Origin of the sequence: Stenotrophomonas sp. SKA14, from assembly GCF_000158575.1 — a bacterium.
Classification (GTDB): Bacteria; Pseudomonadota; Gammaproteobacteria; order Xanthomonadales; family Xanthomonadaceae; genus Stenotrophomonas; species Stenotrophomonas forensis.
Genome location: NZ_DS999412.1, coordinates 3,159,759 through 3,185,662, shown reverse-complemented (window position 1 = coordinate 3,185,662; position 25,904 = coordinate 3,159,759). Strand labels below are relative to the sequence as shown.

At 67.0% G+C, this 25,904-nt stretch carries 22 protein-coding genes; 19 read left to right on the top strand and 3 right to left on the bottom strand.

What is annotated here, in order from left to right:
• Positions 1–77 precede the first annotated feature (77 nt).
• The gene (locus SSKA14_RS14330) at positions 78–830 is read right to left on the bottom strand and encodes a helix-turn-helix domain-containing protein (RefSeq protein ID WP_006436589.1); all 753 of its coding nucleotides are present in this window, start codon (positions 828–830) and stop codon (positions 78–80) included.
• A gap of 126 nt (positions 831–956) precedes the next feature.
• On the opposite strand from SSKA14_RS14330, the gene hisS reads away from it, so the two are divergent.
• The 19 genes from hisS (at position 957) to cueR (ending at position 21,828) form a co-directional block, all read left to right on the top strand.
• A complete protein-coding gene (gene hisS, locus SSKA14_RS14325) occupies positions 957–2,354 on the top strand; it encodes a histidine--tRNA ligase (RefSeq protein WP_008265336.1) in 1,398 nt (465 codons plus the stop codon).
• Positions 2,351–2,647 carry a hypothetical protein gene (locus SSKA14_RS14320; RefSeq protein ID WP_008264560.1) on the top strand — a complete coding sequence of 99 codons (297 nt, stop codon included), beginning with the start codon at positions 2,351–2,353 and terminating at the stop codon, positions 2,645–2,647. The genes hisS and SSKA14_RS14320 overlap by 4 nt, the downstream gene beginning before the upstream one ends.
• Before the next feature lie 407 nt (positions 2,648–3,054).
• Complete coding sequence (locus SSKA14_RS14315) at positions 3,055–3,363, top strand: YerC/YecD family TrpR-related protein (RefSeq protein ID WP_008267046.1); 309 nt, start codon at positions 3,055–3,057, stop codon at positions 3,361–3,363.
• A 34-nt stretch (positions 3,364–3,397) separates the two neighbouring features.
• Positions 3,398–4,309: an ATP phosphoribosyltransferase gene (gene hisG / locus SSKA14_RS14310; protein WP_008266730.1), complete on the top strand. Its 912-nt coding sequence runs from the start codon at positions 3,398–3,400 to the stop codon at positions 4,307–4,309.
• On the top strand, positions 4,306–5,601 hold the full coding sequence (hisD, locus tag SSKA14_RS14305; protein ID WP_040007866.1) for a histidinol dehydrogenase: 1,296 nt from the start codon (positions 4,306–4,308) through the stop codon (positions 5,599–5,601). The genes hisG and hisD overlap by 4 nt, the downstream gene beginning before the upstream one ends.
• Positions 5,598–6,689, top strand: coding sequence for a histidinol-phosphate transaminase (gene hisC / locus SSKA14_RS14300; protein ID WP_008268534.1), 1,092 nt, complete (start codon positions 5,598–5,600; stop codon positions 6,687–6,689). The genes hisD and hisC overlap by 4 nt, the downstream gene beginning before the upstream one ends.
• A complete protein-coding gene (gene hisB, locus SSKA14_RS14295; protein ID WP_008267592.1) occupies positions 6,686–7,759 on the top strand; it encodes a bifunctional histidinol-phosphatase/imidazoleglycerol-phosphate dehydratase HisB in 1,074 nt (357 codons plus the stop codon). The genes hisC and hisB overlap by 4 nt, the downstream gene beginning before the upstream one ends.
• Positions 7,756–8,358 (top strand): imidazole glycerol phosphate synthase subunit HisH, encoded by a 603-nt coding sequence (gene hisH, locus SSKA14_RS14290; RefSeq protein ID WP_008268504.1) that lies wholly within the window; start codon positions 7,756–7,758, stop codon positions 8,356–8,358. The genes hisB and hisH overlap by 4 nt, the downstream gene beginning before the upstream one ends.
• Positions 8,355–9,089, top strand: a complete 735-nt coding sequence (hisA, locus tag SSKA14_RS14285) for a 1-(5-phosphoribosyl)-5-[(5-phosphoribosylamino)methylideneamino]imidazole-4-carboxamide isomerase (protein ID WP_008264723.1) — start codon at positions 8,355–8,357, stop codon at positions 9,087–9,089. Before hisH ends, hisA begins: the two co-directional genes overlap by 4 nt.
• Positions 9,083–9,859 (top strand): imidazole glycerol phosphate synthase subunit HisF, encoded by a 777-nt coding sequence (gene hisF, locus SSKA14_RS14280; RefSeq protein ID WP_008267767.1) that lies wholly within the window; start codon positions 9,083–9,085, stop codon positions 9,857–9,859. Before hisA ends, hisF begins: the two co-directional genes overlap by 7 nt.
• Entirely contained in the window at positions 9,849–10,469 is a 621-nt protein-coding gene (hisIE, locus tag SSKA14_RS14275) for a bifunctional phosphoribosyl-AMP cyclohydrolase/phosphoribosyl-ATP diphosphatase HisIE (RefSeq protein WP_040007863.1), read from the top strand. Before hisF ends, hisIE begins: the two co-directional genes overlap by 11 nt.
• 154 nt (positions 10,470–10,623) lie before the next feature.
• Positions 10,624–12,213: a calcineurin-like phosphoesterase family protein gene (locus tag SSKA14_RS14270; protein WP_040007860.1), complete on the top strand. Its 1,590-nt coding sequence runs from the start codon at positions 10,624–10,626 to the stop codon at positions 12,211–12,213.
• A gap of 35 nt (positions 12,214–12,248) precedes the next feature.
• Positions 12,249–12,533 carry a hypothetical protein gene (locus tag SSKA14_RS14265; RefSeq protein ID WP_006436871.1) on the top strand — a complete coding sequence of 95 codons (285 nt, stop codon included), beginning with the start codon at positions 12,249–12,251 and terminating at the stop codon, positions 12,531–12,533.
• Between the two features lie 84 nt (positions 12,534–12,617).
• Positions 12,618–13,640 carry a glucokinase gene (locus SSKA14_RS14260; RefSeq protein WP_008266555.1) on the top strand — a complete coding sequence of 341 codons (1,023 nt, stop codon included), beginning with the start codon at positions 12,618–12,620 and terminating at the stop codon, positions 13,638–13,640.
• Between the two features lie 51 nt (positions 13,641–13,691).
• A complete protein-coding gene (locus SSKA14_RS14255) occupies positions 13,692–14,690 on the top strand; it encodes a N(4)-(beta-N-acetylglucosaminyl)-L-asparaginase (protein ID WP_008265901.1) in 999 nt (332 codons plus the stop codon).
• Positions 14,687–15,418, top strand: a complete 732-nt coding sequence (locus SSKA14_RS14250; RefSeq protein ID WP_008267472.1) for a copper homeostasis protein CutC — start codon at positions 14,687–14,689, stop codon at positions 15,416–15,418. Before SSKA14_RS14255 ends, SSKA14_RS14250 begins: the two co-directional genes overlap by 4 nt.
• 337 nt (positions 15,419–15,755) lie before the next feature.
• Complete coding sequence (locus SSKA14_RS14245) at positions 15,756–18,713, top strand: TonB-dependent receptor (RefSeq protein ID WP_008265791.1); 2,958 nt, start codon at positions 15,756–15,758, stop codon at positions 18,711–18,713.
• Positions 18,714–18,864: 151 nt separating this feature from the next.
• Complete coding sequence (locus SSKA14_RS14240) at positions 18,865–21,357, top strand: heavy metal translocating P-type ATPase (protein WP_008266426.1); 2,493 nt, start codon at positions 18,865–18,867, stop codon at positions 21,355–21,357.
• 15 nt (positions 21,358–21,372) lie between these two features.
• On the top strand, positions 21,373–21,828 hold the full coding sequence (gene cueR / locus SSKA14_RS14235; RefSeq protein ID WP_008266658.1) for a Cu(I)-responsive transcriptional regulator: 456 nt from the start codon (positions 21,373–21,375) through the stop codon (positions 21,826–21,828).
• A gap of 78 nt (positions 21,829–21,906) precedes the next feature.
• On the opposite strand, the gene SSKA14_RS14230 is transcribed toward cueR, so the two are convergent.
• Together SSKA14_RS14230 and SSKA14_RS14225 are read right to left on the bottom strand one after the other, a co-directional pair.
• Positions 21,907–22,101: a heavy-metal-associated domain-containing protein gene (locus tag SSKA14_RS14230; RefSeq protein WP_008267227.1), complete on the bottom strand. Its 195-nt coding sequence runs from the start codon at positions 22,099–22,101 to the stop codon at positions 21,907–21,909.
• Positions 22,102–22,325: 224 nt separating this feature from the next.
• Entirely contained in the window at positions 22,326–25,403 is a 3,078-nt protein-coding gene (locus SSKA14_RS14225; protein ID WP_008266400.1) for a TonB-dependent receptor, read from the bottom strand.
• Positions 25,404–25,904: the final 501 nt, after the last annotated feature.

Genomic DNA, 25,904 nt, shown 5'->3' with positions numbered 1-25,904 from the left:
GCGGATTGGGCACGACCGGAGGGATGCAGCCCGGTAGTGCCGGCCGCTGGCCGGCAACCCCATGAACTGCGATGCGGTCAGATCAACCCTTCACCGGCCAGCTCGCGCAAGCCGTCTTCGTCGAGGATCTCCACCACGTTCAGGTGGGGCAGGGCGATCAGGCCCTGCTGGCGCAGCTTGGTGAACGTGCGGCTGACCGTTTCCATGGTCAGGCCGAGATGGTCGGCGATGTCGCCGCGGCCCATCGGCAGCGACACGCGCAGGCCGTCGCCGCCGAGGCGGGCCTCGCGCGCGGCCAGGCGCAGCAGGAAGTCGGCCAGCTTCTCGGCCGGCTGCAGGCGCGCCAGTGCCAATGCGGCATCCTGCGCGGCGTCCAGCTCCTGGCAGGCGCGCTGCAGCAGCTTGCGCTCCAGGTGCGGGAAACGGCTGCGCAACACCTTCATCTGGGGCAGTGCGACGCGGCACACGCGGCTGTCGGCGATGGCCTCGATGTCGTAGCGGTGATGATCGCTGCTGCTGAGGCCGAGGTAGTCCCCGGGCAGCACGAAACCGTTGATCTGGCGGCGGCCGTCGGCCAGGGTGCGCACCAGGCGCAGCGCGCCTGCGGTCAATGTATAGACATGGTCACGCTCTTCGCCGGTGCGGGCCAATGTGCTGCCCATGCTGACCTGCTGTGAAACAGTGACCTGCTCCAGTGCCTGCACTTCGTCGGGCGACAGCGCCGAGCACACCGCCAGGTGGCGAACCGAGCAGTGCAGGCAGTCCAGCGTGGGGCAGGACGGCGAGGCGGGATCGTTGTTGGCGGGCGGAGCGCCGGAAGGCCGTGACATGTTGCGGGGGCGTATCGCGGTCGGGGAGGGCCTTATGATACTTCAAGCGGCCGTTCGACCCTGCCCGAGGCGGGGGCGCTAGAATGTCGCCCCCTCCCACGTCCCGTTCCAGCAGGAGTTCCGCCCGTGATCAAGCCCCGTACCCCGCCCGGCACCCTTGAACTGCTGCCGCGCGAGCAGATTGCGTTCCAGCGCATGCTGGACGTGATCCGCCGCAACTACGAGCGCTTCGGGTTCCTGCCGGTGGAGACGCCGGTGTTCGAGCTGTCCGACGTGCTGCTGACCAAGTCCGGTGGCGAGACCGAGCGCCAGGTGTACTTCGTGCAGTCCACGGGTGCGCTGGCCAATGCCGCCGAATCGGGCGACCGCTCGCTGCCGGAAATGGCGCTGCGCTTCGACCTCACCGTGCCGCTGGCGCGCTATGTCGCCGAGCACGAGCATGAACTGACGTTCCCATTCCGCCGCTACCAGATGCAGCGCGTCTACCGCGGCGAGCGCGCCCAGCGTGGCCGTTTCCGTGAGTTCTACCAGTGCGACATCGATGTGATCGGCAAGGACAGCCTGAGCGTGCGTTACGACGCCGAAGTGCTGGCGGTCATCCACGCGGTGTTCTCGGAACTGCGTATCGGTGATTTCAGCATCCAGCTGAACAACCGCAAGCTGATGCGCGGTTTCTTCGAAAGCCTGGGCGTGGCCGAGGGCGAGCGCCAGCTGGCGGTGCTGCGCGAAGTGGACAAGCTGGACAAGCGCGGTGCCGACTACGTGCGCGAGACGCTGGTGGGCGAAGGCTTCGGCATTCCGGCCGAGCAGGTCGAGAAGATCCTGGCCTTCGTCGCTGTGCGTTCGCAGGGCCATGCCGACGCGCTGGCGCAGCTGGCTGCGCTGGAGGCCGACGCCGGTTCGTCGGAGATCCTGCGTACCGGCGTGGCCGAGCTGCGCGAAGTGCTGCAGCTGGTGCAGGCGCTGGGCGTGCCGGAAACCGCGTACTGCCTGAATTTCTCCATCGCCCGCGGCCTGGATTACTACACCGGCACCGTCTACGAGACCACGCTGACCGACCACCCGCAGATCGGCTCGATCTGCTCGGGTGGCCGTTACGAAGACCTGGCCAGCCACTACAGCAAGTCCAAGCTGCCGGGCGTGGGTATTTCGATCGGCCTGTCGCGCCTGTTCTGGCAGCTGCGCGAGGCTGGCCTGATCGAAGGCATCGAAGGCAGCAGCGTGCAGGCGCTGGTAGCGCTGATGGACGAGCAGGGCATGCCGCAGTCGCTGGATATCGCCCGTCGCCTGCGTGCCGGTGGCATCAACACCGAAGTGCAGATGGAGCCGAAGAAGATCGGCAAGCAGTTCCAGTACGCGGCCAAGGCCGGCATCCGCTTCGTGGTGCTGGCGGGCGAGGACGAACTGGCCCGTGGCGTGGTGGCGGTGAAGGACCTGCTGCGCGAGCAGCAGTTCGAAGTGTCCCGTGACGAGCTGGCCAGCACATTGCAGGTGGAGCTGGAGCAGTCGAAGGCGATGGCATGAAGCGAGTCGCCGCAGGAGCGTTGAGCGCGCTCCTGCTGGCGGGTTGCCAGAGTGATCCGGCGCTGCACAGCGCCCGGATCGGGAAGGCGCAGTACCGGTTGCAGGTCGATCGTTGCCATGTGATCGATCGCGCGCAGCTGGAGGAGGACCTGCGGGCGCTGGCCTCGCGGAAGTGCCCGACGGGCGCAGGTCAGCTGGAGAACATCCAGCCCCTGCCGAGCCGGCAGGGCAGCCTGTTCGGAGAGTGCCTGCGGCGCGAGGCGGTGCAGGCCGAGGTGCGCTGCCTGCCCTGAATCGGGCCAGGTTGCTGATTTCAAAGAAGAACGCCCGCCTTTTGGTGGGCGTTCTTCGTTTCAGGACGAACAGCAGCCGAGCATGGCTCGACTCTACAAAAGCCGGTTTCGATCCGATCCTCGCCGTTCTGAAAGTTCGCGGGAAACTGTCGAAGGCGGGGTGGGTCCGGTGGCAGGGGTGTGAGCGGCATGGATGCCGCGACCAAGCCCCCATGGACGGGTTCACGGCGTCCCCTGCCACCGGACCCAGCCTGCCAACACTCAGTAGCCCGGCTTTTGCTGTTGCTCCGGCCTCTGCGGGTGCAGGGCGGCAGCCCTGCCATGCCCCCAACCCACGATTTGACGCGCTGCGCAAGAGTGCGTTAATGTACTAACGCGCTATTACATTGATGCATGGAAACGACCCCGTGAAAGCCCGCCCCGAGATTGCCGCCAAAGACCCGAAGGCCGACCTGCAGGCCCTGGCCCAGGCCTTTGCCGCTCTGCGCGAGCCAGAACAGGTCGAGGCCTTCCTGCGCGACCTGTGCACGCCAGCCGAGCTGGAAGCCATGGCCGACCGCTGGAAGGTGGTGCCGCTTCTGCAGCAGGGCGTGCCATACCGCGAGATCCACGAGCGCACCGGCGTCAGCGTGACCACCACCGGACGGGTGGCACGCACGCTCGAGCATGGCCATCGAGGCTATGCCGCCGCCATCGACCGCCTTGCTTCGCGCTGACCCGCGCCCCGTTCCGACCTTCGAGACCTCCCCCATGAGTGCAACCCAGGCAGCGCCGGCGCGAGACCGGCTGCGTATCGCCATCCAGAAGAGTGGCCGGCTGGCCGAACCCGCCCGCAACCTGCTCAGTGCCTGCGGCCTGAGCTGGCGCGAAAGCCGCGACAAGTTGTTCTGCTACGGCGAATCGCTGCCGGTGGACCTGCTGCTGGTGCGCGACGACGACATACCCGGCCTGATCGCCGATGGCGTCTGCGACCTTGGCATCGTCGGCCGCAACGAGCTGGACGAACAGGCAGCGGCACGCCGCCAGATCGGCCTGCCCGACGCCTACCAGGCGCTGCGTGGGCTGGGCTTTGGCCAGTGCCGGCTGATGCTGGCGGTGCCCGAGGAATGGCAGTGGCAGGGCCCGTCGCAGCTGGCCGGCACCCGCATCGCCACCAGCTACCCGGCCATCCTCAAGCAATGGTTGGCCGAGCAGGGCGTGGATGCGCAGGTGGTCGAGCTGTCGGGTTCGGTGGAAATCGCTCCGCGCCTGGGCACCGCCGACCTGATCTGCGATCTGGTGTCCAGCGGCGCCACGCTGCGCGCCAACCAGTTGACCCCGGTGCACAACCTGCTCGACAGCGAAGCGGTGCTGGCCGGTGCGGTGCGCGAGCCGGACGATGCGCGCGCCTCGCTGCGCGCGATGCTGCTGCGCCGCCTCGATGGCGTGGTGCAGCGCCAGGACCGCAAGCTGCTGATGTTCCGCGCCAGCGAGGATCGCGTTGATGCGCTGGCACAGCTGCTGGCTGATGCCGAACCACTGGTGCGGCTGCCGGCCGATGGCGGCGCGCTGCGCCTGCAGACCATGTGCCCGGGCCCGTTGAGCTGGCAGCGCATGGAAGAACTCGAGCGCGCCGGTGCGCAGGGCCTGATGGTGTTGAGCGTGGAGCGGTCACTGGCATGAATCGTCTGATCTGGTCCCGACTTGATGAGCCCGCCCGCGGCGCGGCATTGACGCGCCCGGTGCAGACCGTGGCCCAGCAGACCCGCGAGACGGTGGCTGCACTGATCGAACAGGTGCGTGTGCAGGGTGACGATGCGCTGCGCGCGATCACCAAGCGCTTCGATGGTGTCGAGCTGCCTTCCTTTGAAGTGAGTGAGGCCGAATTCGCTGCTGCCGAGGCCGCCGTGCCGGCCGAACTGCGCCAGGCGATGGTGGATGCCGCCGAGCGCATCGCGCGCTTCCACGCCGCCGGCATGGGCACGGGGTACGCGGTGGAGACCGCGCCGGGCGTGGTCTGTGAACGCATGCTGCGGCCGATCGGTCGCGTCGGTCTGTATGTACCGGCGGGCAGCGCGCCGCTGCCGTCCACCGCGTTGATGCTGGGCGTGCCGGCGCGGCTGGCCGGCTGCCCGCAGGTGGTGCTGTGCACGCCGCCGCGTGCCGATGGCAGTGCCGATCCGGCGGTGCTGGTAGCGGCACGCCTGACCGGCGTGCAGCGCGTGTTCAAGCTCGGCGGCGCGCAGGCGATCGCCGCGATGGCCTATGGCACCGCCACCATCCCGGCCTGCGACAAGCTGTTCGGACCGGGTAACAGCTTCGTCACCGAAGCCAAGCAGCAGGTCGCGCAGGACGGCGCCGCCGCCATCGACATGCCGGCGGGGCCGTCGGAAGTGCTGGTGATTGCCGATGCCGGCGCCACTCCGGCGTTCGTCGCTGCCGATCTGTTGTCGCAGGCCGAGCACGGCCCGGATTCGCAGGTGCTGCTGCTGACCGACGACGCGGCGATGCTGGCCGCGGTTGAGGCGGAAGTAGAATGCCAGGTGGCCCTGCTGCCACGCCAGCAGATTGCGCGCCAGGCATTGTCGGCGTCGCGGCTGATCCAGGTCGAGACGTTGGACGAGGCCTTTGCGATCAGCAACCGCTATGCGCCCGAGCACCTGATCCTGGCCCTGCGCGAACCGCGCGACTGGCTGGGCCAGGTGCAGGCCGCCGGCTCGGTGTTCCTCGGCGACTACACCCCGGAAGCACTGGGCGACTACTGCAGTGGTACCAACCACGTGCTGCCTACCGCCGGCGCCGCGCGTGCCTACAGTGGTGTCAGCGTGGCCAGCTTCCAGAACCTGATCAGCGTGCAGAGTGCCAGCGCCGACGGCCTGGCGGCGATTGGTGGCTGCGCGCGCATCATCGCCCGTGCCGAAGGACTGGATGCACATGAGCGTGCGGTTGCATTGCGCATGGAGGCGGCGGCATGAGCGCCATTGATGATGTGCTGGCGCTGGTACGCCCGGATCTGCAGGCCTTCGCTGGCTACAGCTCGGCGCGCAGTGCGGCGGTGCAGGGCGAGGTCTGGTTGAACGCCAACGAATCGGCCTGGGCCAATCCGGCCGATGCCGCAGGCAGCAGCCGGCGCTATCCGGAACCGCAGCCGTTGGCGCTGCGTGAGGGCCTGGCAGCGCTGTATGGCGTGACGCCGCAGCAACTGCTGGTCGGCCGTGGCAGTGACGAAGCCATCGATCTGCTGGTGCGCGCCCTGTGCGTGCCGGGCCGCGATGGCGTGCTGGTGACCTCGCCGGTGTTCGGCATGTATGCCGTCTGCGCGCGCCTGCAGGGTGCGCCGTTGATTGATGTGCCGCTGGTCGATGGCGAGGACGGCCTGCGCGCCGATCTCGATGCGGTCATCCGCACGGCACGGGAGCAGAGCGCCAGGCTGGTCTTCCTGTGTGCGCCCTCCAACCCGGCTGGCAGCGATATGAGCCTGGCCGAGATCGAGCGCGTGGCGACTGCACTCCGTGGGCAAGCGCTGGTGGTCGTGGACGAGGCCTACGTCGAGTACGCGCAGCGTGCATCTGCGACTACGCTGTTGGCCGCGCATGCCAACCTGGCGGTGCTGCGCACGATGTCGAAGGCGCATGCACTGGCCGCTGCCCGTATCGGCACCTTGATCGCCGCACCAGAACTGATTGCCGTGCTGCGTCGCTGCCAGGCGCCGTACCCGGTGCCGACCCCATGTGCGGAACTGGCCGTACAGGCCCTGCAACCGGCCGCGCTGGCACGCACCGCCGAGCGCGTGGCCACGGTCATCGACGAACGCGAGCGCCTGCGCGCTGCGCTGGTCGGCCTGCCTGGCGTGCGCCGGGTGTATGCCTCGGCCGGCAACTACCTGCTGGTCCGCTTCGCCGATGCGCAGGCCGCATTCGATACGTTGCTGGAAGCCGGGGTGGTGGTGCGCGACCAGCGCGCTGCGCCACAGCTGGGCGATGCGCTGCGCATCAGCATCGGCAGCCCTGAAGAGAATGACCGCGTGCTTGCGGCCCTGTCGGCGCGGAGGGCCGCCGCATGACCCCGATCCTGTTCATCGACCGCGACGGCACCCTCATCGAGGAGCCGGCCGACTTCCAGATCGATGCCTACGAGAAGCTGCGCTTCGTGCCGCAGGTGATCCCGGCACTGCTGAAGCTGCGCGACGCCGGCTACCAGTTCGTGATCGTCACCAACCAGGATGGGCTGGGCAGCGAACGCTATCCGCGCGCCAGTTTCGACGGGCCCAACGATCTGATGCTGCAGATCTTCGAAAGCCAGGGCATCACCTTTCGCGACGTGCTGATCGACTGCAGCTGGCCGCAGGACAATGCGCCCACGCGCAAGCCGGGCATCGGCCTGATGACGGCTTACCTGCAGGACCGCAGCATCGATTGGGCGCGTTCGGGCATGGTCGGCGATCGCATCACCGACCTGCAGTTCGCGGACAACCTCAACATCCGTGGCTTCCAGCTGCGCACCGAACAGTTTGGTGGTGAGTGGGACTGGCCGGGCATTGCCCATGCGCTGGCCGATGCGCCGCGCACCGCGGTGGTCCAGCGCAATACGAAAGAGACGAAGATCCGCGTCGCGCTGGATCTGGATCGCGCCGGCGATGCGCGCATCTCCACCGGACTGCCGTTCTTCGACCACATGCTGGAACAGATCGGCAAGCACGGCGGGTTTGCGCTGGACATCCAGGCCGAAGGTGACCTGCACATCGACGAGCACCACACCATCGAAGACACGGGTCTTGCCCTGGGCCAGGCCCTGCGCGAGGCGCTGGGCGACAAGCGCGGCATCGGCCGCTACGGGTTTACTCTGCCGATGGATGAAACGCTGGCCAGTGCCGCGCTGGATTTCAGCGGCCGCCCGTACTTCGTGTTCGAGGGCGAGTTCAAGCGCGAGCGGGTGGGGGACATGCCAACCGAGCTGGTGCCGCATTTCTTCCGCTCGCTGTGCGATGCCAGTGGCCTGAACCTCAACCTGCAGGTGCGCGGCGACAACGATCACCACAAAGTGGAGGCCTGCTTCAAGGCCTTGGCGCGCGCATTGCGTCCGGCGCTGGCCCGCCAGGGTACGGCGTTGCCGAGCACCAAGGGGGCGTTGTGAGCGACGTCGCGCTGATCGATGCCGGCGGCGCCAATCTGGGTTCGGTGCGTTATGCGCTCGAGCGCCTGGGGGCGACGGTGCGGCTGGTGCGTGATGCTGACGGCCTGGTCGGCGCGCAGCGGGTGATTCTGCCGGGCGTGGGTGCCGCAGGCCCGGGCATGCAGCGCCTGCACGCGCAGGGGCTGGTGGAGCCGTTGCAACGACTGGAGGTGCCGTTGATGGGCATCTGCCTGGGCATGCAGCTGCTGTTCGAACGTTCCGAGGAAGCGGGCGTGGAGACACTGGGGCTGATTCCCGGGGTAGTGCGCAAGCTGGTGCCGGCCTGCGGCATCCGCGTGCCGCACATGGGGTGGAACCGCCTGCTGCCGCTGCGCGAATCGCTGCTGCTGCAGGGCGTGCCGGAGCGGGCCAGCGCCTACTTCGTGCACAGCTATGCCGCGCCACTCAACACGCATACCGTCGCCGCCTGTGACCACGGGGGCCTGTTCACTGCGGTGGTGGAGCAGGGGCGCTATTACGGCGCGCAGTTCCACCCCGAGCGCTCGGGCGAAACTGGTTCACTGATGCTGCGCAACTTCCTTGAGGGCACTGCTGCATGAGCTTCATCGTTTACCCCGCGCTGGATATCCGTGATGGCCGCGTGGTGCGACTGCGCCAGGGCGACTACGCGCAGGAAACCTCGTATGGCGATGATCCATTGCCGCGCGCGCAGGCCTTCGCCGCGCAGGGCGCGCAGTGGATGCACCTGGTTGACCTGGATGCGGCGCGTGCCGGTGGCTACACGCTGGCGCCGCTGTTGGCAGCAATCCGCTCGCAGACGACGCTGCAGGTGCAGACTGGTGGCGGGGTTCGTGGCCGCGACGACGTGGCACGCATTCTCGACGCCGGCGCCGGTCGCGTGGTGGTCGGTTCACTGGCGGTGCGCCGCCCAGATGAAGTGGTCGGATGGCTCGATGAGTTCGGGGCTGAGCGCATCACGATTGCGCTGGACGCACGGCAGGATGGCCAGGGCCAGTGGCAGCTGCCGGTGCACGGCTGGACCGAGAACGCCGGGGTGACCCTGGATGACCTGGCCCTGCGCTACGCGCGCGCCGGCATGCGCCACCTGCTGTGCACCGATATCGCCCGTGACGGCATGCTGGCCGGGCCGAACATCGGGCTGTACGCGCACCTCTCGACGCTGTTGCCGGGCGTGGCCGTGCAGGCGTCAGGCGGCATCCGCGACGTGGCCGATGTCGGCGAGGCGCGTGATGCGGGCTGCGGCGGCGCCATCCTCGGCAAGGCCTTGCTGGAGCAGCGCATGGACCTGGCGGAGGCGCTGGCATGTTGAGCCGCCGCATCATTCCCTGCCTGGATGTGCGCGATGGGCGCGTGGTCAAGGGCGTGCGCTTCCGCGATCACGTCGACATGGGCGACATCGCCGAGCTGGCACAGCGCTACCGTGACCAGGGCGCCGACGAGCTGGTGTTCTATGACATCGGCGCCAGCCCTGAGGCACGTTCGGTGGACGTGGCCTGGATCGAGCGTATCGCGCGCCTGATCGACATTCCGTTCTGCGTGGCCGGTGGCATCGACAGCGTGGAAACCGCGCGCCGCGTGCTGTTCGCCGGCGCCGACAAGGTGTCGATCAACTCGCCGGCGCTGGGCCGACCGCAGCTGATCACCGAGCTGGCCGACGAGTTCGGCGTGCAGTGCGTGGTGGTGGGTGTCGACTCAGTGTGCGAAGCGGACGGCCAGTGGCGGGTACGCCGCTTCAGCGGAGACCCGGACAAGACCGAGGCAGTACCGTTGCGCACCCTGGACTGGATCGTGGAGGCGCAGCAGCGCGGGGCCGGCGAAATCGTGCTGAACTGCATGGACAGCGACGGCGTGCGCCGTGGCTACGATGTCGTGCAGCTGCAGCAGGCGCGGGCGCTGTGCCAGGTGCCGCTGATCGCCTCCGGCGGCGCCGGTGCGATGGAGCACTTCGCCGAAGCCTTCGACCAGGCCGACGTCGACGGCGCGTTGGCGGCCAGTGTGTTCCACAGCGGCGCCATCGCCATTCCGGAATTGAAGCGCTACCTGCGCGGACAGCAGATCGAGGTGCGGGATGTCTATTGAAGTAAGGCCGTCACCGGACGCGTTGCAGGCGCTGGACTGGGGCAAGGGCGAGGGCCTGCTGCCGGCGGTGGTGCAGGATGCCGATACCCTGCAGGTACTGATGCTGGGCTACGTGAGCGCCGAATCGCTGGCGGCCACGCTGGCGATCGGTCACATGACCTTTTTCAGCCGCAGCAAGCAGCGCTTGTGGACCAAGGGCGAGCAGTCCGGCAACGTGCTGGTGGTGCAGTCGATCCGTGTCGACTGCGATGCCGATACGCTGCTGGTGATGGCACGCCCGGCGGGCCCGACCTGCCATACCGGTGCCGAGAGCTGTTTCGACCAGGCACCGAAGGACTTCCTGGGCGGGCTGGGCCAGCTGGTGGCGATGCGCGAGGCGCAGCGCCCGCCGGGCAGCTACACGACGAGCCTGTTCGAGGGTGGCATCCGCCGCATCGCGCAGAAGGTGGGCGAGGAGGGCGTGGAAACCGCACTGGCGGCGGTGGCGCAGGATGACGAGGCGTTGTTGGGCGAGGCCTCTGACCTGCTGTATCACCTGCTGGTGCTGCTGCGCGCGCGCGGCCTGTCGCTGGACGATGCGCGGGCGGTGCTGGAAAAGCGCCATCGTTGAGGTGCGGTAGTGCCGGCCGCTGGCCGGCAACCACCCGATGCCCGACGATCATGAGGTTGCCGGCCAGCGGCCGGCACTACCGGCAATGCGCCACGCGTGCGCGATGTCATCAACGGAAACTACAATAGGCGGTCTTTCTTTCCCGGACCGTCCCATGAAACTGCCTGCCGCCTGGCTGTGCTGCCTGTTGCTGACTTCGCCGGCCTGGGCCGCGGATACCGTGGTCAGCGGCAAGGTCTATCTGGAGCGCGACGGCAAGCCTGGCCGCGGCGCGACCGATCCGGGCCTGGCCGGGGTGCAGGTCTCCAATGGCGAGACCATCGTCAAGACCGCCGCCGACGGCAGCTACAGCCTGCCGGTGCGCGATGGCCAGACCGTGTTCGTGATCAAGCCCGATGCCTACGCCTTCCCGAAGGCGGCCGACGGCCTGCCGTCGTTCTGGCGGCACTATCGCCCGAACGGTTCGCCGGCGCTGAAGTACGGTGGCATTGCCGCCACCAGCGACGTCACCCGCAACTGGGATTTCGCCCTGCAGGCGGACCGCCATGACAGCCGTCGCGGCTTCCAGATGCTGGTGTTCACCGATTCGCAGACTGCCAGCCTGAAGGACATCGGGTACTACCAGCAGTCGATCGTGGCCCCGCTGGTCGGCCAGACCAAGGCGCGCATGGGCACCACGCTGGGCGACATCGTCAACGACGACCTGACCCTGTACCCGGCGATCAACAAGGTCACCACATCGCTGGGCGTGCCGTGGTTCCATGTGCCAGGCAACCACGACCTCGATTTCGATGCGACCAACGACGCGCATTCGCTGGACAGCTGGCGCAACATCTATGGCCCGGACACCTATGCGGTGGAAGAGGGCGGCGCCAGTTTCGTGTTCCTCGACGACGTGGTGTACGACCCCAAGGCCAAGCCGAAGTACGTCGGCGGCCTGCGGGAAAACCAGTTCGCCTTCCTCGCCAGCTACCTGAAGGGCCTGCACAAGGACCGCCTGCTGGTGCTGGGCATGCACATCCCGCTGTTCGATGCGGCGCCGGGCCGCGAGACCTTCCGTCACGCCGACCGCCAGCGCCTGTTCGACCTGCTCAAGGACTTCCGCAACGTGCTGGTGCTGAGCGGCCACAGCCACACCCAGCAGCACGTCTACCACGGCAAGGCCGAGGGCTGGAACGGCGACAAGCCGCTGCACGAATACAACGTCGGTGCCAACTGCGGTGCGTTCTGGTCGGGGGTGAAGAATGCCGCCGGGGTACCGGACAGCACCATGAGCGATGGCACGCCGAAGGGCTACGCGCTGCTCGACGTCGCTGGCAACGGCAGCTATCGCCTGCAGTACCGCGTGGCCGGCAAGCCGGCCAGCGAGCAGATCGGCCTGCATGCACCGAAGGTACTGCGCCAGGGTGCCTACCCGGCGTGGGGCATCTACGCCAACGTCTACATGGGTGAGGACGCCAGCGTGGTCGAGTACCGCGTCGACGGCGGCGCCTGGCAGCCGATGAAGCAGGTCAGCCAGCCCGATCCGCGCCTGATGGTGGAGAACGTCGCCGACGACCTGGCCGGTACGCTGCGTGGCTATGACCGCTCGCCGGAGGCCACCGCGTCGCCGCACCTGTGGCGGGGCGCGCTGCCGACCGATCTGGCCGTGGGCAGCCACAAGGTCGAGGTGCGTTCGACCCAGCCCGACGGTGCGGTGTTCACCGCCACCACCAGCTACAGCCTGCAGACTGCCCAGCCCTGACCCGCGGCAGTGCCGCTCCAGCGAAAGGACCCCGCATGGATATCCGCTTCATGGCCGGCACTACGCCGGTCACCCTCAGCCGCCATTGGTTCACCGGCGCGATGCTGCTGCAGAGCGCCACCGAGAAGGTGTGGGTGCAGCATCCGTGGCACCCGGGCACGCATTTCTCGTTCTCGCTGGTACAGTCGTGGCTGCGCCACATCGCCGGCCACGAAGTGCTGGTCGAACGTACCCGGCCGCTGCTGTTCGCCGGTTTCCGCCCGCAGCGCCTGCGCGTGCTGGTGGACGGTGTGCAGGTGGCCGAGCAGGAAGGCATGTAGGCCAACCTGAACCACCGGCGTGCTAGGCAAAGCCGCCCCGATGCCTGAGAATCGGGGCGATTCAATCGATCCAAGCAGGCCCGCGTGACCATCGCAGCAGCGTCCCCGGTTTCCACCGACTCCGCCCGCGGCGGTCTTCCGCGCAGCCTGGTTGTCGCCGATGTCGGCGGCACCTTTGCCCGTCTGGCCCTGGCCGAGACGCAGCCCGGGCAGGCGCCGCGATTGGGGGGGTATCGCACCTACGCCTGTGCCGACCATCCCAGCCTGGCGGCGATCCTGGCCGACTTCACCACAGGTCTCGGCCAGCCGGTGCAGACCGCAGTAGTCGCCATCGCCGGGCTGCTGGATGGCGATGTGCTGATCAATGCCAATCTGCCGTGGACGGTGTCGCTGTCGACCACCCGCGCGCAGTCGGGGCTGCACGAACTGCAGCTGATCAATGATTTCGAAGCGGTGGCGCTGGCCATTCCCTACCTGCAGGCCGATACCCTGGTGCCCTTGAACGGCGACGCCGATCCGGCGCAGGCGTTCCCGGCACTGGTGCTGGGCGCCGGCACCGGACTGGGTGCCGCGCTGCGCTTTGCCGATGGTGAGCGCCCGGTACTGCCCAGCGAGATCGGCCACGCTGCGCTCGGCGCCGGCAACGCGCTGGAGCTGCAGGTGCTGGGCAAGCTGCTGCAGCGCTGGCCGCACGTGGACAACGAACGCGTACTTTCCGGCAGTGGCCTGATGAACCTGTATCCGTGCCTGTGCGAACTGCGCGGCGCCACTCCGGTGTGGACCAGCACCGAGGCGCTGATCGGCGCGGCGCGCAGCGGCGAGGATGCACTGGCGGTGGAAACGCTGCAGGTCTTCTGTGCCTGGCTGGGCAGCCTGGCCGGCGACGCGGCGATCGCCGTCGGCGCGCGCTCGGTGTACCTGGCCGGCGGTATTTCCACGCATGTGCAGGATTTCCTGGCAGATGGCCGCTTCCGCGAGCGCTTCCTCAACAAGGGCGTGCTGACCGAGGTGCTGCGCCAGGTACCGGTGTGGCGGGTGGAGCACGGCCAGCTCGGCGTGCTCGGTGCGGCGGTCTGGCACGCCGCGCGGCAACCCGCGCACGACTGATTGGCAGGGCCGGCATCGGGCCGGTCGTGCATTGCAGACTGGGAGGGGAAGATGGTGGATCGCAGGCAGTTCCTGCAGGCCGGTGCGCTGGCCGCAGGCATGGCGGCATTGCCGGGTGTGCAGGCGCGCACGCAGGGTGGGGCCAAGGTGGTCTCCACCTGGGACTTCGGCGTGCCGGCCAACCAGGCCGCATGGAAAGTGCTGGCTCAGGGCGGCAGCGCGCTGGATGCCGTCGAGGCGGGCGCACGCTGGGCCGAGAGCGAGCTGTGCAACCCCACCGTCGGCCACTGCGGCAACCCGGATCGCGACGGCGTGCTCAGCCTGGACGCCAGCATCATGGACGGTGATGGCCGCTGCGGTGCGGTGGCCGCGCTGGTGGACATCCTTCATCCGGTGTCGGTGGCGCGCAAAGTGATGGAGAACAGCCCGCACGTGTTGCTGGTGGGCGAGGGCGCGCAACAGTTCGCGGTGCAGCAGGGTTTCGAGCGCAAGCGCCTGCTGACGCCGCAGGCCGAAGCGGCCTGGCGCGAATGGCTGAAGACCGAGAAGTACCAGCCGCAGATCAATGCCGAGCGCCGGGGCATCCCCGGCAACAGCGACAACCACGACACCATCGGCATGCTCGCGCTGGATGCCAAGGGCCACCTGGCCGGTGCCTGCACCACCAGCGGCATGGCCTGGAAACTGCACGGCCGCGTCGGGGACAGCCCGATCATCGGTGCCGGCCTGTACGTCGACAACGAAGTGGGCGCGGCCACCGCATCGGGTGTGGGTGAAGAAATGATCCGCAACGCCGCCTCGTTCCTGGTGGTCGAGCTGATGCGCCAGGGTCGTTCTCCCGCGCAGGCCTGCCGCGAGGCGATCGACCGCGTGGTGCGCAAGCGCCCGGAAGCGAGCAGAACGCTGCAGGTGTGCTTCCTGGCCATGAACAAGCAGGGTGAGGTCGGCGCCTATGCACTGCATCGCGGCTTCGTCTACGCGGTGTGCGATGCGCAGCGCCAGGATGACCTGCGCGACTCGCCATCGATCTACACGAGTACCCAGGCATGAGCACGCGACTGAGCCTGGAGATCGCCAGCAATTCGGCGGCCTCGGCGCTGGCGGCGCAGGCCGGTGGCGCAGACCGCATCGAGCTGTTCGACAACCTGGCCGAGGGCGGCACCACGCCGTCGTTCGCCAGCATCGCGATTGCCCGCGAACGCCTGTCGATTCCGCTGTTCGTGCTGGTACGCCCGCGCCCGGGAGACTTCCACTACGACGCGCTGGAAACCGAACTGATGCTGCGCGACATCGCGCAATGCCGCGCGCTGGGCTGCGATGGCGTGGTGATTGGAGCGCTGGATGTGCAGGGCGGCATCGATCTGACGCTGTGCCGTGAACTGGTGCAGGCCGCCGGGCCGCTGCAGGTGACCTTCCATCGCGCCTTTGATGCCGCCCGCGATCTGCCGGCGGCGCTGGAGCAGGTGATCGGGCTGGGTTGCCAGCGCGTGCTGACCTCGGGCGGGCAGGTCAGCGCCGAGGCCGGTGCCGATGTGCTGGCAGGCCTGGTCACGCAGGCCGCTGGCCGCATCGCGGTGATGGCCGGCGCTGGCTTGGCCCCGGGCAACATCGCCGCAGTGGCACGACGCAGCGGCTGTGCCGAACTGCATGCTTCGGCCAAGGGTCTGCGACGCTCGGCCATGCAGTTCCATAATCCGGCGCTGCGCGGCCTGGACCCGGACTGGAGCCAGACCGCTACCGCCACCGTGGCGGCGCTGCGACAGGCGTTGGACGCCTGATCGAGATGGCCGGGCCGTGCCTGGCGGGCGCACACGCTGACGACGGACAAGAACGTTCCGCGCGCAATTGTCGTAATCGTGTCATCGACGCGTGTGCCGATTCTTGAGTTTCACCCCCTAACCATTTGATTCGTAATGATTGGCCGGGCCAGCGGCGGCGCTCAACCGTCAGTTGCTGCGTCGCCGCATGCCGGATGTGGTTCAGCTGTGCTTTAGTTTGGATCGATCCACAGGGGAGGGTGCCGCATCGGTCCTGGACCGATCCAGGCGCCCGGATCAGCCGTAGTGCCGCGCCACCACCCGTCCGTGCGTCCACACCTTCGAAGAGCAACCACCCATGGCTCAGTCCGTCCGCAAGCGCCGTCACCTGCTGTCCCAGGCCCTGGTCCTGGCTCTGTTGCCCCTGGCGGCCAGCGCGCAGGAAAGTTCCAGTTCGTCCACCAAGGATCTTGATGCGGTCACCGTTACCGGCTCGCGCATCAAGCGCGCCAGCGTCGAAGGCCCGGCACCGGTCAACGTGATCACCGCCGCGCAGATCCAGAAGGAAGGCTTTGTCAGCGTGTACGACGCGCTGAAGACGCTCACCGAAGCGACCGGAACGGTTGAGGCGGCCTCGCAGTGGGGCTCGCATACGCCCAATGCCAGTGGCCTGAACCTGCGCGGGATGGGCCCGAACCGCTCGCTGCTGCTGGTCAACGGCCGTCGCGTGGCCGACTACCCGCTGCCCTATGGCGGTGAAACCAACTTCTCCAACTACGGCAACATCCCGGCTGCGGCGGTCGAGCGCATCGAAGTGCTGACGGGCGGTGCGTCGGCCATCTATGGCTCGGATGCGATCGCCGGCGTGGTCAACGTCATCCTGAAAACCAACTATGACGGCGACGAAGTGCGCGTGCGCGGCGGTACTTCCACTGAAGGCGGTCGCGATACCTGGGATCTGTCCTGGGCCGGCGGCAAGACCGGCGACAACTGGAGCGTGACCTACGCGCTGCAGTACACCAAGCGCGATCCGTTGTTCGGCCGCGATCGCCCGCAGATGGACGACGCCGATGATGCACCGTACTCCTCCTGGAACATGGAACAGCGCAAGGTTGGCTTCCGACCCACCGCCGGCCTGGCGCTGATCGATCCGACCACCGGCCAGCGCCTGGCGCCACCGGCAGGCACCTGCGAGAAGTTCAACGGCGAGTACTACACCGCCGATCGCCTGGTCTACAACTACGCCGCCAACACCATCACCAACACCGGCCGCCTGTGCGGCATGAGCGCCGACTACGCCAACTGGCTGTTGACCGGCGGCGCCGAGAACGTCTCCGGCAACCTGTACGCCACCTTCGATTTCAGCAATGACCTGCAGGCCTGGACCAACCTGGCGGTGTATCGCTCCGAAGCGATCTGGGGCACCAACCCGCCCGGCGTGTCGCTGATCGACGATGACAATGGCTACTACTGGGATGCGAACCGCAACCGCCCGATCCTCGGCGTGCGCCAGTTCACCCCGAACGAAGTGGGCGGCCTGGATACGCTGCGCAACACCAACCGCGAACTGTCCTGGGACTGGAGCGCGGGCCTGCGTGGCCGCCTCGCCGACCGTTTCGACTGGAGCGCCACGGTGGGGCGCTCGTACTACCGCGTGGAAGAACGGCAGAACGTGGTGGACAAGCAGAAGTCCTACGACTACTTCCTCGGCCCACGGCTGGGCACCACCGCCGGGGGTGAAGCGATCTATGCGTTGAACGAATCGCGCTGGTGGAATCCGCTGACGCCGGAGCAGTACTGGCAGATGGGGACCGTGGCGAAGAATCGCGCGAGTTCCTGGGTCAACCAGGCGTCGGCGGACATCACCGGTGAACTGTTCCAGGGCTGGGCCGGCCCGATTTCGTTCGCTGCCGTGGCCGAAGTGGCGCAGCAGGGTTATCACCTCAGTCCTGATCCACGCGCCGGCATCGACTTCGACCTGCAGAACGTCGATCGCGGTGGCGGCGAGCGCACGCGCTACTCGGCCGGCGTCGAGTTCAAGATCCCGCTGCTGGACAGTGTGATCGCCACCGCAGCGGCGCGCTATGACCGCTATGGCAGCTACAAGGCCGATGACAGCGCCGAGGCCCTGAACATCGGCAGCCAGAAGGAAACCACCTGGAACGTCGGGCTGGAATGGCGCCCGGTCGAATCGCTGCTGGTGCGAGGCTCGTATGCCACCAGCTTCCATGCGCCGGACATGCATTACCTGCTGGGCCAGCCCAGCAGCTCCGAAGTACAGACCTATGACCGCCTGCACTGCATCCAGAGCGGTGCTTACCTGGTCAACAACTGCGGCGTGGGCAACACCGACGTCTGGTACACGTTCGATGTGAACCGGCGTGGCACGCCGCTGCTGCGCTCGGAGACCGGCGATTCGTGGACGGTCGGTTTCGTCTGGGACGTGATGCCGAACCTGTCGGTCAGCGCCGATTACTGGGCGATCAAGCTGGAAGACATGATCGTCGACGTCGGTGCCGACGAAGTGCTGGCCAGCGAGGCCGGCTGCCTGACCGGCAAGAACATGGACGGCACGCCGTGGGCCAATCCGGCTGGCGGCGAGTACTGCGCCGGCATCCTGGCGCGCGTGAACCGTGACAGCAACGGACGCCTGGTATCGATCGAGCGTGGCCCGTTCAACCTGGCCAGCCGCGAGGTGCGTGGCATCGACCTGACCGCGCGCTACCGCCTGGAGACCGCGCAGTGGGGCAGCTTCCAGCTGGGCGTGAACTACACCAACCAGATCTCGACCAAGGAACAGCGCTACGCCGCCGACCCGAACCCGGAACGCCGCGACCGCGACCTGCGCAGCAAGCTGCGCGCAAGCCTGGCCTGGCAACGTGGCAACTGGAATGCCAACGTCTATGCCGACCGCATCGGTTCGGTGCCGGGCGTGCGCTACCACTGGGGTACCGACCGCCTGGACAACCCCGGTGGCTGCCTGCCGTTCGCCGATGGCTACGTGCCCAGTGACAGCCCGTCGCTGAACTGCCTGGAGCCGGCGACGCGCCCTGACGGCTCGCCCAATCCCAACCCGAACGCTGGCCAGCAGACCGCGCGCTACTTCGGGCGGGTCGGACCGTTCATTACCTGGAACTTCAACGTGGGCTATCAGGTGACCGAGCACGCCAAGGTCAATGTCTACGTCAACAACGCCTTCAACTCGGCCAGCTGGAATCACAAGGACCCGTACAAGCTGGACTATGACTTCGCCCCGACCCGCCTGCTCGGCGCGGTTGGCCGCGAGTTCGCACTGGAGTATGTGTTCACCTTCTGACGAGACCCACCTCCGCCGGTAGATCCACGCCATGCGTGGATATGGACACCCGGGTGCCCATTCAGGAAATGCGGACAGGCTGGATTTGACCTTCCCACGATGGCAAGGTTTAGCCTGTCCGCATCCAGAAGGAATCCACGGGAATCCGATCATGAGTACACCCCGCGCCACCGCCAGCCTGCCCACCATCAGCCTGCCCATCGAGGGCATGACCTGTGCCAGCTGCGTGGGCCGGGTCGAAGCGGCACTGTCCAAGGTTGAGGGCGTGGGCAGCGTCTCGGTCAACCTGGCCACCGAACGTGCGGATATCCGTGCGTCCGGTCCGGTCGATCGCGCCGCGCTGATCCAGGCGGTGGAGCGGGTGGGCTACGACGTGCCCGCCGCGACCCTCGAGCTGGCGGTGGACGGCATGACCTGCGCGTCCTGCGTCGGTCGTGTCGAGCGCGCACTGCGGGCGGTGCCCGGCGTCAGCGAAGCCAGCGTGAACCTGGCCACTGAACGCGCCACGGTGCGCGGCGTGGCCGACGTGGGCGCGCTGGTGGCGGCCATCGACAGGGTCGGCTATGCCGCCCATGCCATCGAGGCAGGGGTTCAACCGGATGACGAAGCGACGGAAAAGAAGGACGCCGAGCGCGCGCAACTGAAGCGCGACCTGATCGTGGCCGCCGCGCTGGCGCTGCCGGTGTTCGTGCTGGAAATGGGCTCGCACCTGATTCCCGGCATGCACGAGTGGGTGATGGCCACCCTCGGCATGCAGGCCAGCTGGTACCTGCAGTTTGTATTGACCCTGCTGGTGCTGGCCATTCCCGGCCGCCGTTTCTACCAGAAGGGTTTCCCGGCACTGCTGCGGCTTGCACCCGACATGAACTCGCTGGTGGCGGTGGGCACTGCCGCGGCATTCGGCTACTCGGTGGTGGCGACCTTCGCGCCGAGGCTGCTTCCGGCGGGCACGGTGAACGTCTACTACGAAGCCGCAGCGGTGATCGTCGCGCTGATCCTGCTCGGTCGCTTCCTTGAGGCGCGCGCCAAGGGCCGCACGTCCGAGGCGATCAAGCGCCTGGTCAACCTGCAGGCCAAGGTCGCGCATGTGATCCGTGACGGCCGCGCGGTCGATATCCCGGTCGATGAAGTGATGAGTGGCGACGTGGTGGAAGTGCGTCCGGGCGAGCGCGTGCCGGTCGATGGCGAGGTGGTCGAGGGCCGCAGCTATATCGACGAGTCGATGATCAGCGGCGAGCCGATTCCGGTCGAGAAGCAGCCGGGCAGCAGCGTGGTCGGCGGTACCGTCAACCAGAAGGGTGCACTGACCGTGCGGGCCACGGCGGTAGGCGCGCAGACCATGCTGGCGCAGATCATCCGCATGGTCGAGCAGGCGCAGGGCTCGAAGCTGCCGATCCAGGCGGTGGTCGACAAGGTCACGCTGTGGTTCGTGCCGGCGGTGATGCTGGCCGCATTGGCGACCTTTGGGGTCTGGTTGATCTTCGGCCCGTCGCCGGCGCTGAGCTTCGCGCTGGTCAATGCCGTAGCGGTACTGATCATCGCCTGCCCCTGTGCGATGGGGCTGGCTACGCCGACATCGATCATGGTCGGTACCGGTCGAGGCGCCGAGATGGGCGTGCTGTTCCGCAAGGGTGAAGCGCTGCAGTTGCTGAAGGACGCGCAGGTGGTGGCTGTGGACAAGACCGGCACGCTCACAGAAGGTCGTCCGCGCCTGACCGATCTCGAGATCGCCGAAGGTTTTGATCGAAGCACCGTGCTGGCAGCGGTGGCGGCAGTGGAGTCGCGCTCGGAGCACCCGATTGCCCGTGCCATTGTTGATGCGGCGACCGGGCAGGGCATCGCGCTGCCGGCCATGCTCGACTTCGAATCGGTCACCGGCATGGGCGTGCGCGCCCGTGTCGATGGCGCCCGGGTTGAGGTCGGTGCTGATCGCTTCATGCGCGATCTTGGCGTGGACATCACCGCGTTCTCGACGCTGGCGGCGGACCTCGGCACGCAGGGCAAGTCGCCGCTGTATGCCGCCATCGACGGTCGCCTGGCCGCAATCATCGCGGTATCCGATCCGATCAAGCCGAGCACGCCGGCCGCGATCGCGGCGTTGCACCAGCTCGGCCTGAAGGTGGCGATGATCACCGGTGACAACGCCGGCACCGCGCAGGCGATCGCACGCCAGCTCGGCATCGATGACGTCGTGGCCGAGGTGCTGCCGGAAGGCAAGGTCGAGGCGGTGCGCCGCCTGAAGGCCACGCACAGCCACGTCGCCTTCGTTGGTGACGGCATCAACGATGCGCCGGCACTGGCCGAGGCCGATGTTGGCCTGGCCATCGGTACCGGCACCGATATCGCGGTGGAATCAGCCGATGTGGTGCTGATGTCGGGCAACCTGCAGGGCGTGCCGAATGCCATTGCGCTGTCGAAGGCAACGCTGGGCAACATCCGGCAGAACCTGTTCTGGGCCTTCGCCTACAACACCGCGCTGATCCCGGTCGCGGCCGGCGTGCTGTACCCGGTCTGGGGCGTGCTGCTGTCGCCGGTGTTCGCTGCCGGTGCGATGGCGTTGTCCAGCGTGTTCGTGCTGGGCAACGCGCTGCGCCTGCGCCGCTTCCAGCCACCGATGGCGGACGCTCCCGCCGCGAGCCATTGAAAAGGAGAGAACCGCATGAACATCGGTGAAGCTGCCAAGGCCTCCAGTGTTTCGGCGAAGATGATCCGCTACTACGAGCAGATCGGCCTGATTCCCGCGGCCGATCGTACCGAGTCGGGCTATCGCGCGTACTCGCAGGCGGACATCCACCGCCTGCGTTTCATCCGCCGCGCCCGCGATCTCGGCTTCCAGGTGGCCGAGATCACCGACCTGCTGGGTCTGTGGAACGACACCTCGCGGCACAGCGCCGACGTCAAGCGTCTGGCCGAGCAGCACATCGCCGACCTGGAGCAACGCATCGAGCAGATGCGGCAGATGGCCGACACGTTGAAATCGCTGATCAGCTGCTGCGCGGGCGATGAGCGCCCGGAATGCCCGATCCTGGAGCGGTTGGGCGAAGACGAGGAGGCTCCGGTGCCAGTCGTTGCCGCGAAGACCGGCGCGGTGCGGCGGCGCGCGCAGAAGCATTGAATCGATATCGCACGCACTGAAAAGCCCGCCCTGTGACAGCGTACGGGGCGGGCTTGGTTGTGGACGCAGGGCAGGGAATCAGGCCGTGCGCGGCGGGAAACCGGCATCGTTCACCGCGGCGAACACCTGTTCCTGCGAGGCGGTGGTCTGCACCTTGACCAGGCCGGTCGGCGGATCGGCCACCACGCTGGCGTTCGGATCGATCTGCTGGATCGCGCGGGTCACGCTGCGTGCGCAGCCGCCGCAGGTCATGCCGTCGACATGGAATTCCATCTGTAGCTCCTTCGATGCTCTTGGGATGGGACCAGTGTGCACCTTCCAACGATGGCAGGGTCAAGCGCTGGACTGAATGACAACGCACCAATGACAACGCATCAATGAACACGCACCAATGAAAACGGCAGCCACCTGTACCAGCGCGGCTGCCGTGGAGGAACGTCCCCGCCGGAGCGGGGCGTGGATTGTGCCGGGGCAGGCCCGGGCAACCCGGTGTGGCCTTAGAACTTCCAGGTGGCGCCGAAGTAGAGCTGGCGGCCTGCGTAGGTGTTGGAGATCAGGCGGGCCTTGCTGTCGTTGCCCAGGTGCACGCGCTGCTCGGACTTGGTGGCATTGATCACCGATGCGGTCAGGGTCCAGTCCGGAGTCAGGTTGTAGGCCACGTTCAGATCGAGCTGGTCATACGGCTCGGTGTAGACCGTCATACCGTTCTGCAGGCCGCCCACCACCTGGCCGCGACGGTTGAACGACGCGCGTGCGAGGAACTTGTCGTTCTCGTAGAACACGGTGACATTGGCCTGGTTCTTGGCGCTGCCAACCAACGGCGACGAGCCGATGTTCTGGCCGTCCAGCACGATCGATGCCAGGTTGGTGTCGTTGTAGGTGTAATTGGCCTGCACGCCGAAGCCGAAATCGAAGGTGTACTGGCCGTACAGCTCCACGCCCTGCGAAACGCCATCCTGGCCATTGGCTCTGGTCTTGTAATTCTGCACGGTCACCATTTCACCGCCGACATTCATCTGCATGTCGCGCACGACCGGCACGGTGAAATTGCTGACGTCCTTGCGGAACAGGCCGACACCGGCCACGGCACCCGGCTGGAAGTACCATTCCAGACCAAGATCGTACTGCGTGGCCTTGAAGGGCTGCAGCTGCTTGTTGCTGCCCTCACCCGCCCAGCCCGGATTGGGTGCACCGCCCGCCACGCGGCGATCGTCGACATACTCTGCGCTGTAGTAGCTCAACGCACCCGGGGTTGCGATATCCGTGTAGCCCGGACGGGCGATCACCTTCGACGCGGCGCCGCGCAGCACCAGCGTGTCGGTGATGTCCCAGGCGATGTTGAAGCTCGGCAGCACGTCGGTGTAGGTGCGGTCGACGCCGATCAGGTCGTAGGTCTTGCTCTGCGCCAGATCGTACGGCAGGCGCACGAAGCCACTCTCGCAGCCATAGGTCGGATAAGCCGCGGCAGCCGGGTCGGTGCATGCCATCGGCGCGCCGGACGCGTTGTCCAGGAAGTAGTCGTTGAACTTCTCGATCGAGTCGGAAGACTGTGCGAACTGCTTGGTGCGCACCACGCGCACGCCGACATTGCCGCGCAGGCGTTCGGTGCGGAAGTTGGCCTGGAAGTAGCCCGAGTAGATCTTTTCGTTGACGTTGTAGACGAAGTCGTCCTCGGTACGGTTGTGCGAACCGCCGTAGGTCTTGTTCAGGTAATCGATGTAGGCCGGATAGTTGATGCCCGGGAACACGTTGGCGTTGAATCCGCCGGCGATGTTGCTGATCGGATTGGACAGGAAGAAGCCAGGCTGCGCATCACCGGCGGTCGGGTCGCAACCGGCCTGGTAGCGACCGTCCTTGTAGTCGGCCGTATCATGGCCCGGGCACACCCAATAGGTGTTGCCGGTGTTGCGGTGGACCTTGCCGTCGCGGTACTTGGCACCGAACTGGATCGAGTCCAGCCAGCCCGATTCAAACAGCTTGGTGACGTCGGCCTGGAAGTAGTTCTGCTTGACCTCGGTGCGCTTCCACGACGAATCGGTCGAGCCGGTGTCCACCTCGGCAATGCCGTTCATCAACTGCTGCTGCAGGTCGGGCGAGAAGGTGGCCGAGGGCGTGCCGGTCAAGTCCCAGGCGCTGTACTGGTTGCCGGACAGGTAGTCGTTGCCGACCTTGCGGCGCGGCTTGGCCGACATGCGGAAGTTCATCGACGGGCCACCCTCGGACCAGGTGCGGCCACCGGTGAACGACGCCTTCCACAACGGGCTGATGTCCCAGTCGATGGTCAGGTCGGCGGTCTGCGAGAGCGCCTTTTCCTTGCTGTAGCCACCGGTCAGCTGCGGGGTCGGCATGGTGCAGTCGTCCGGCCCCCAGCCACCGGGCTTGAGATGGGCGGCCCAGGCCTCGTCTTCATTGCAGATGTAGGCCTTGCCCGGAAGCTTCTGGAACTGGCCACCGGTAACGATGCTGCCGCTGGGGTCGAAGTCCAGGCCATTGAGCAGCCGGCCGCCTGCCCAGTTGCCGTCCTCTTTGTAGCGCGCCATGCTCCATTCCGGAATCTTGAGCATGTTCTGGGTGTAGTCACCCTGCAGCTCGAAGCGGAAGTAGTTGGCCGTCATCGTGACGTTGTCGACCGGCTTGAACTGGAAGGTCAGCTGGCCGCCCTTGCGCTCGCGCTTCTCTTCCTTCACCGCGAAGTTGACCGACGTCGGCATGAAGAAATCGCTGTAGTTGCCGCCGGTCTGGTTGTTGAAACCGGACTTGCCCCACCAGTAGTGGATGCCATCCTGCGACTGCACGTTGCCATTGGCATCACGCGCCTTGCCGGCGCCATACCACTGGTAGTCCTCGGTGGTGGCTTCCATGGTGCGGGTGGTGCGCTTCTGCTGGGTCACGCCGACCAGCACGCCGAACCGCTCGTCCTTGCTGTGCCACGAGTACAGCGCCGACGCCTGCGGGTCGATATCGTGATGGGTGTCGGAGGAGGTGCCTTCGAGCGTGACGAAGCCCGAGTTGGATTCCATGTCCAGCGGACGTCGGGTGTGCAGGATGACCGTACCGCCGATGCCGCCTTCGTCGATGCGTGCTTCCGGTGACTTGAACAGCTCCGCGCTGGACAGCATGTTCGACGGCAGCAGGGTGTAGTTGAACGAGCGGGTCGCTTCGTCGTTGGTTTCCGACGTGGCAACATAGTTTCCGTTCAACTGGGTCAGGGTCAGGTCCGGCGCAAGGCCGCGCACGCTGACGCTCTTGCCCTCACCACCGCTGCGGGTGATGACCACGCCGGGCACGCGCTGCAGTGCGTCGGCGACGTTCTTGTCGGGGAACTTGCCGACGTCTTCGGCGGTGATCACTTCGACCACGGCATTGGCGTCGCGCTTCTGCTCCAGACTCTTTTCAATGGCGTAGCGGTAGCCGGTGACCTGGACGCTGTCCAGGGTGGTGGCGTCCTGCGAGCCGGTGGAAGCGGCCTGCTGCGCGGCGGCGCCGGCCGGAATGACGGCGGCGGCCAGGGCCAGCGCGATGGCCAGCGACAATGCGTCCTGGCCGTGCGTACGTGTTGAATGCTTCATTCCCATCTCTCCCTCTCTCCTGGATTGATCCGGTGACGTGGCACGGACAACTTGAATCGATCTAATTTGAAGTGACATTGTCGCTATCGCCATGCAGTGGCAGTAGCACCGTGCGCGTGGCCTGGTACGTCCTGTGACTGCCTCCCCAATTCCCGGCCATCGCAATGTCGTCTTGGATCGATCTAAGCGATGGGCGGGCGTTTTTTAGCATGGGTCGCCCGCGGGCGCATGCTGCTGCGCAATATGTTACTGGCGTGGCGAAGGGATGACGGTTTGCTGAAAACAGTGGAAACGTTTTCGTGCGCAGGGAAGGGTGGATCGGCAGGGCTGCGCCCTGCACCTGCGGAAGTGCCGGCCGCTGGCCGAACAACAGCCTGAAGGTGCCTTACCCCGACCAGTTCAGCCTGGGCATGAGCAACGCGATCGGCGAGTGGCTGACCGACGCCACCAGCTCGCGGACGCTGACCTACGACGGCTTTGCCTTCACCCTGGGCAACCGCTATCCGA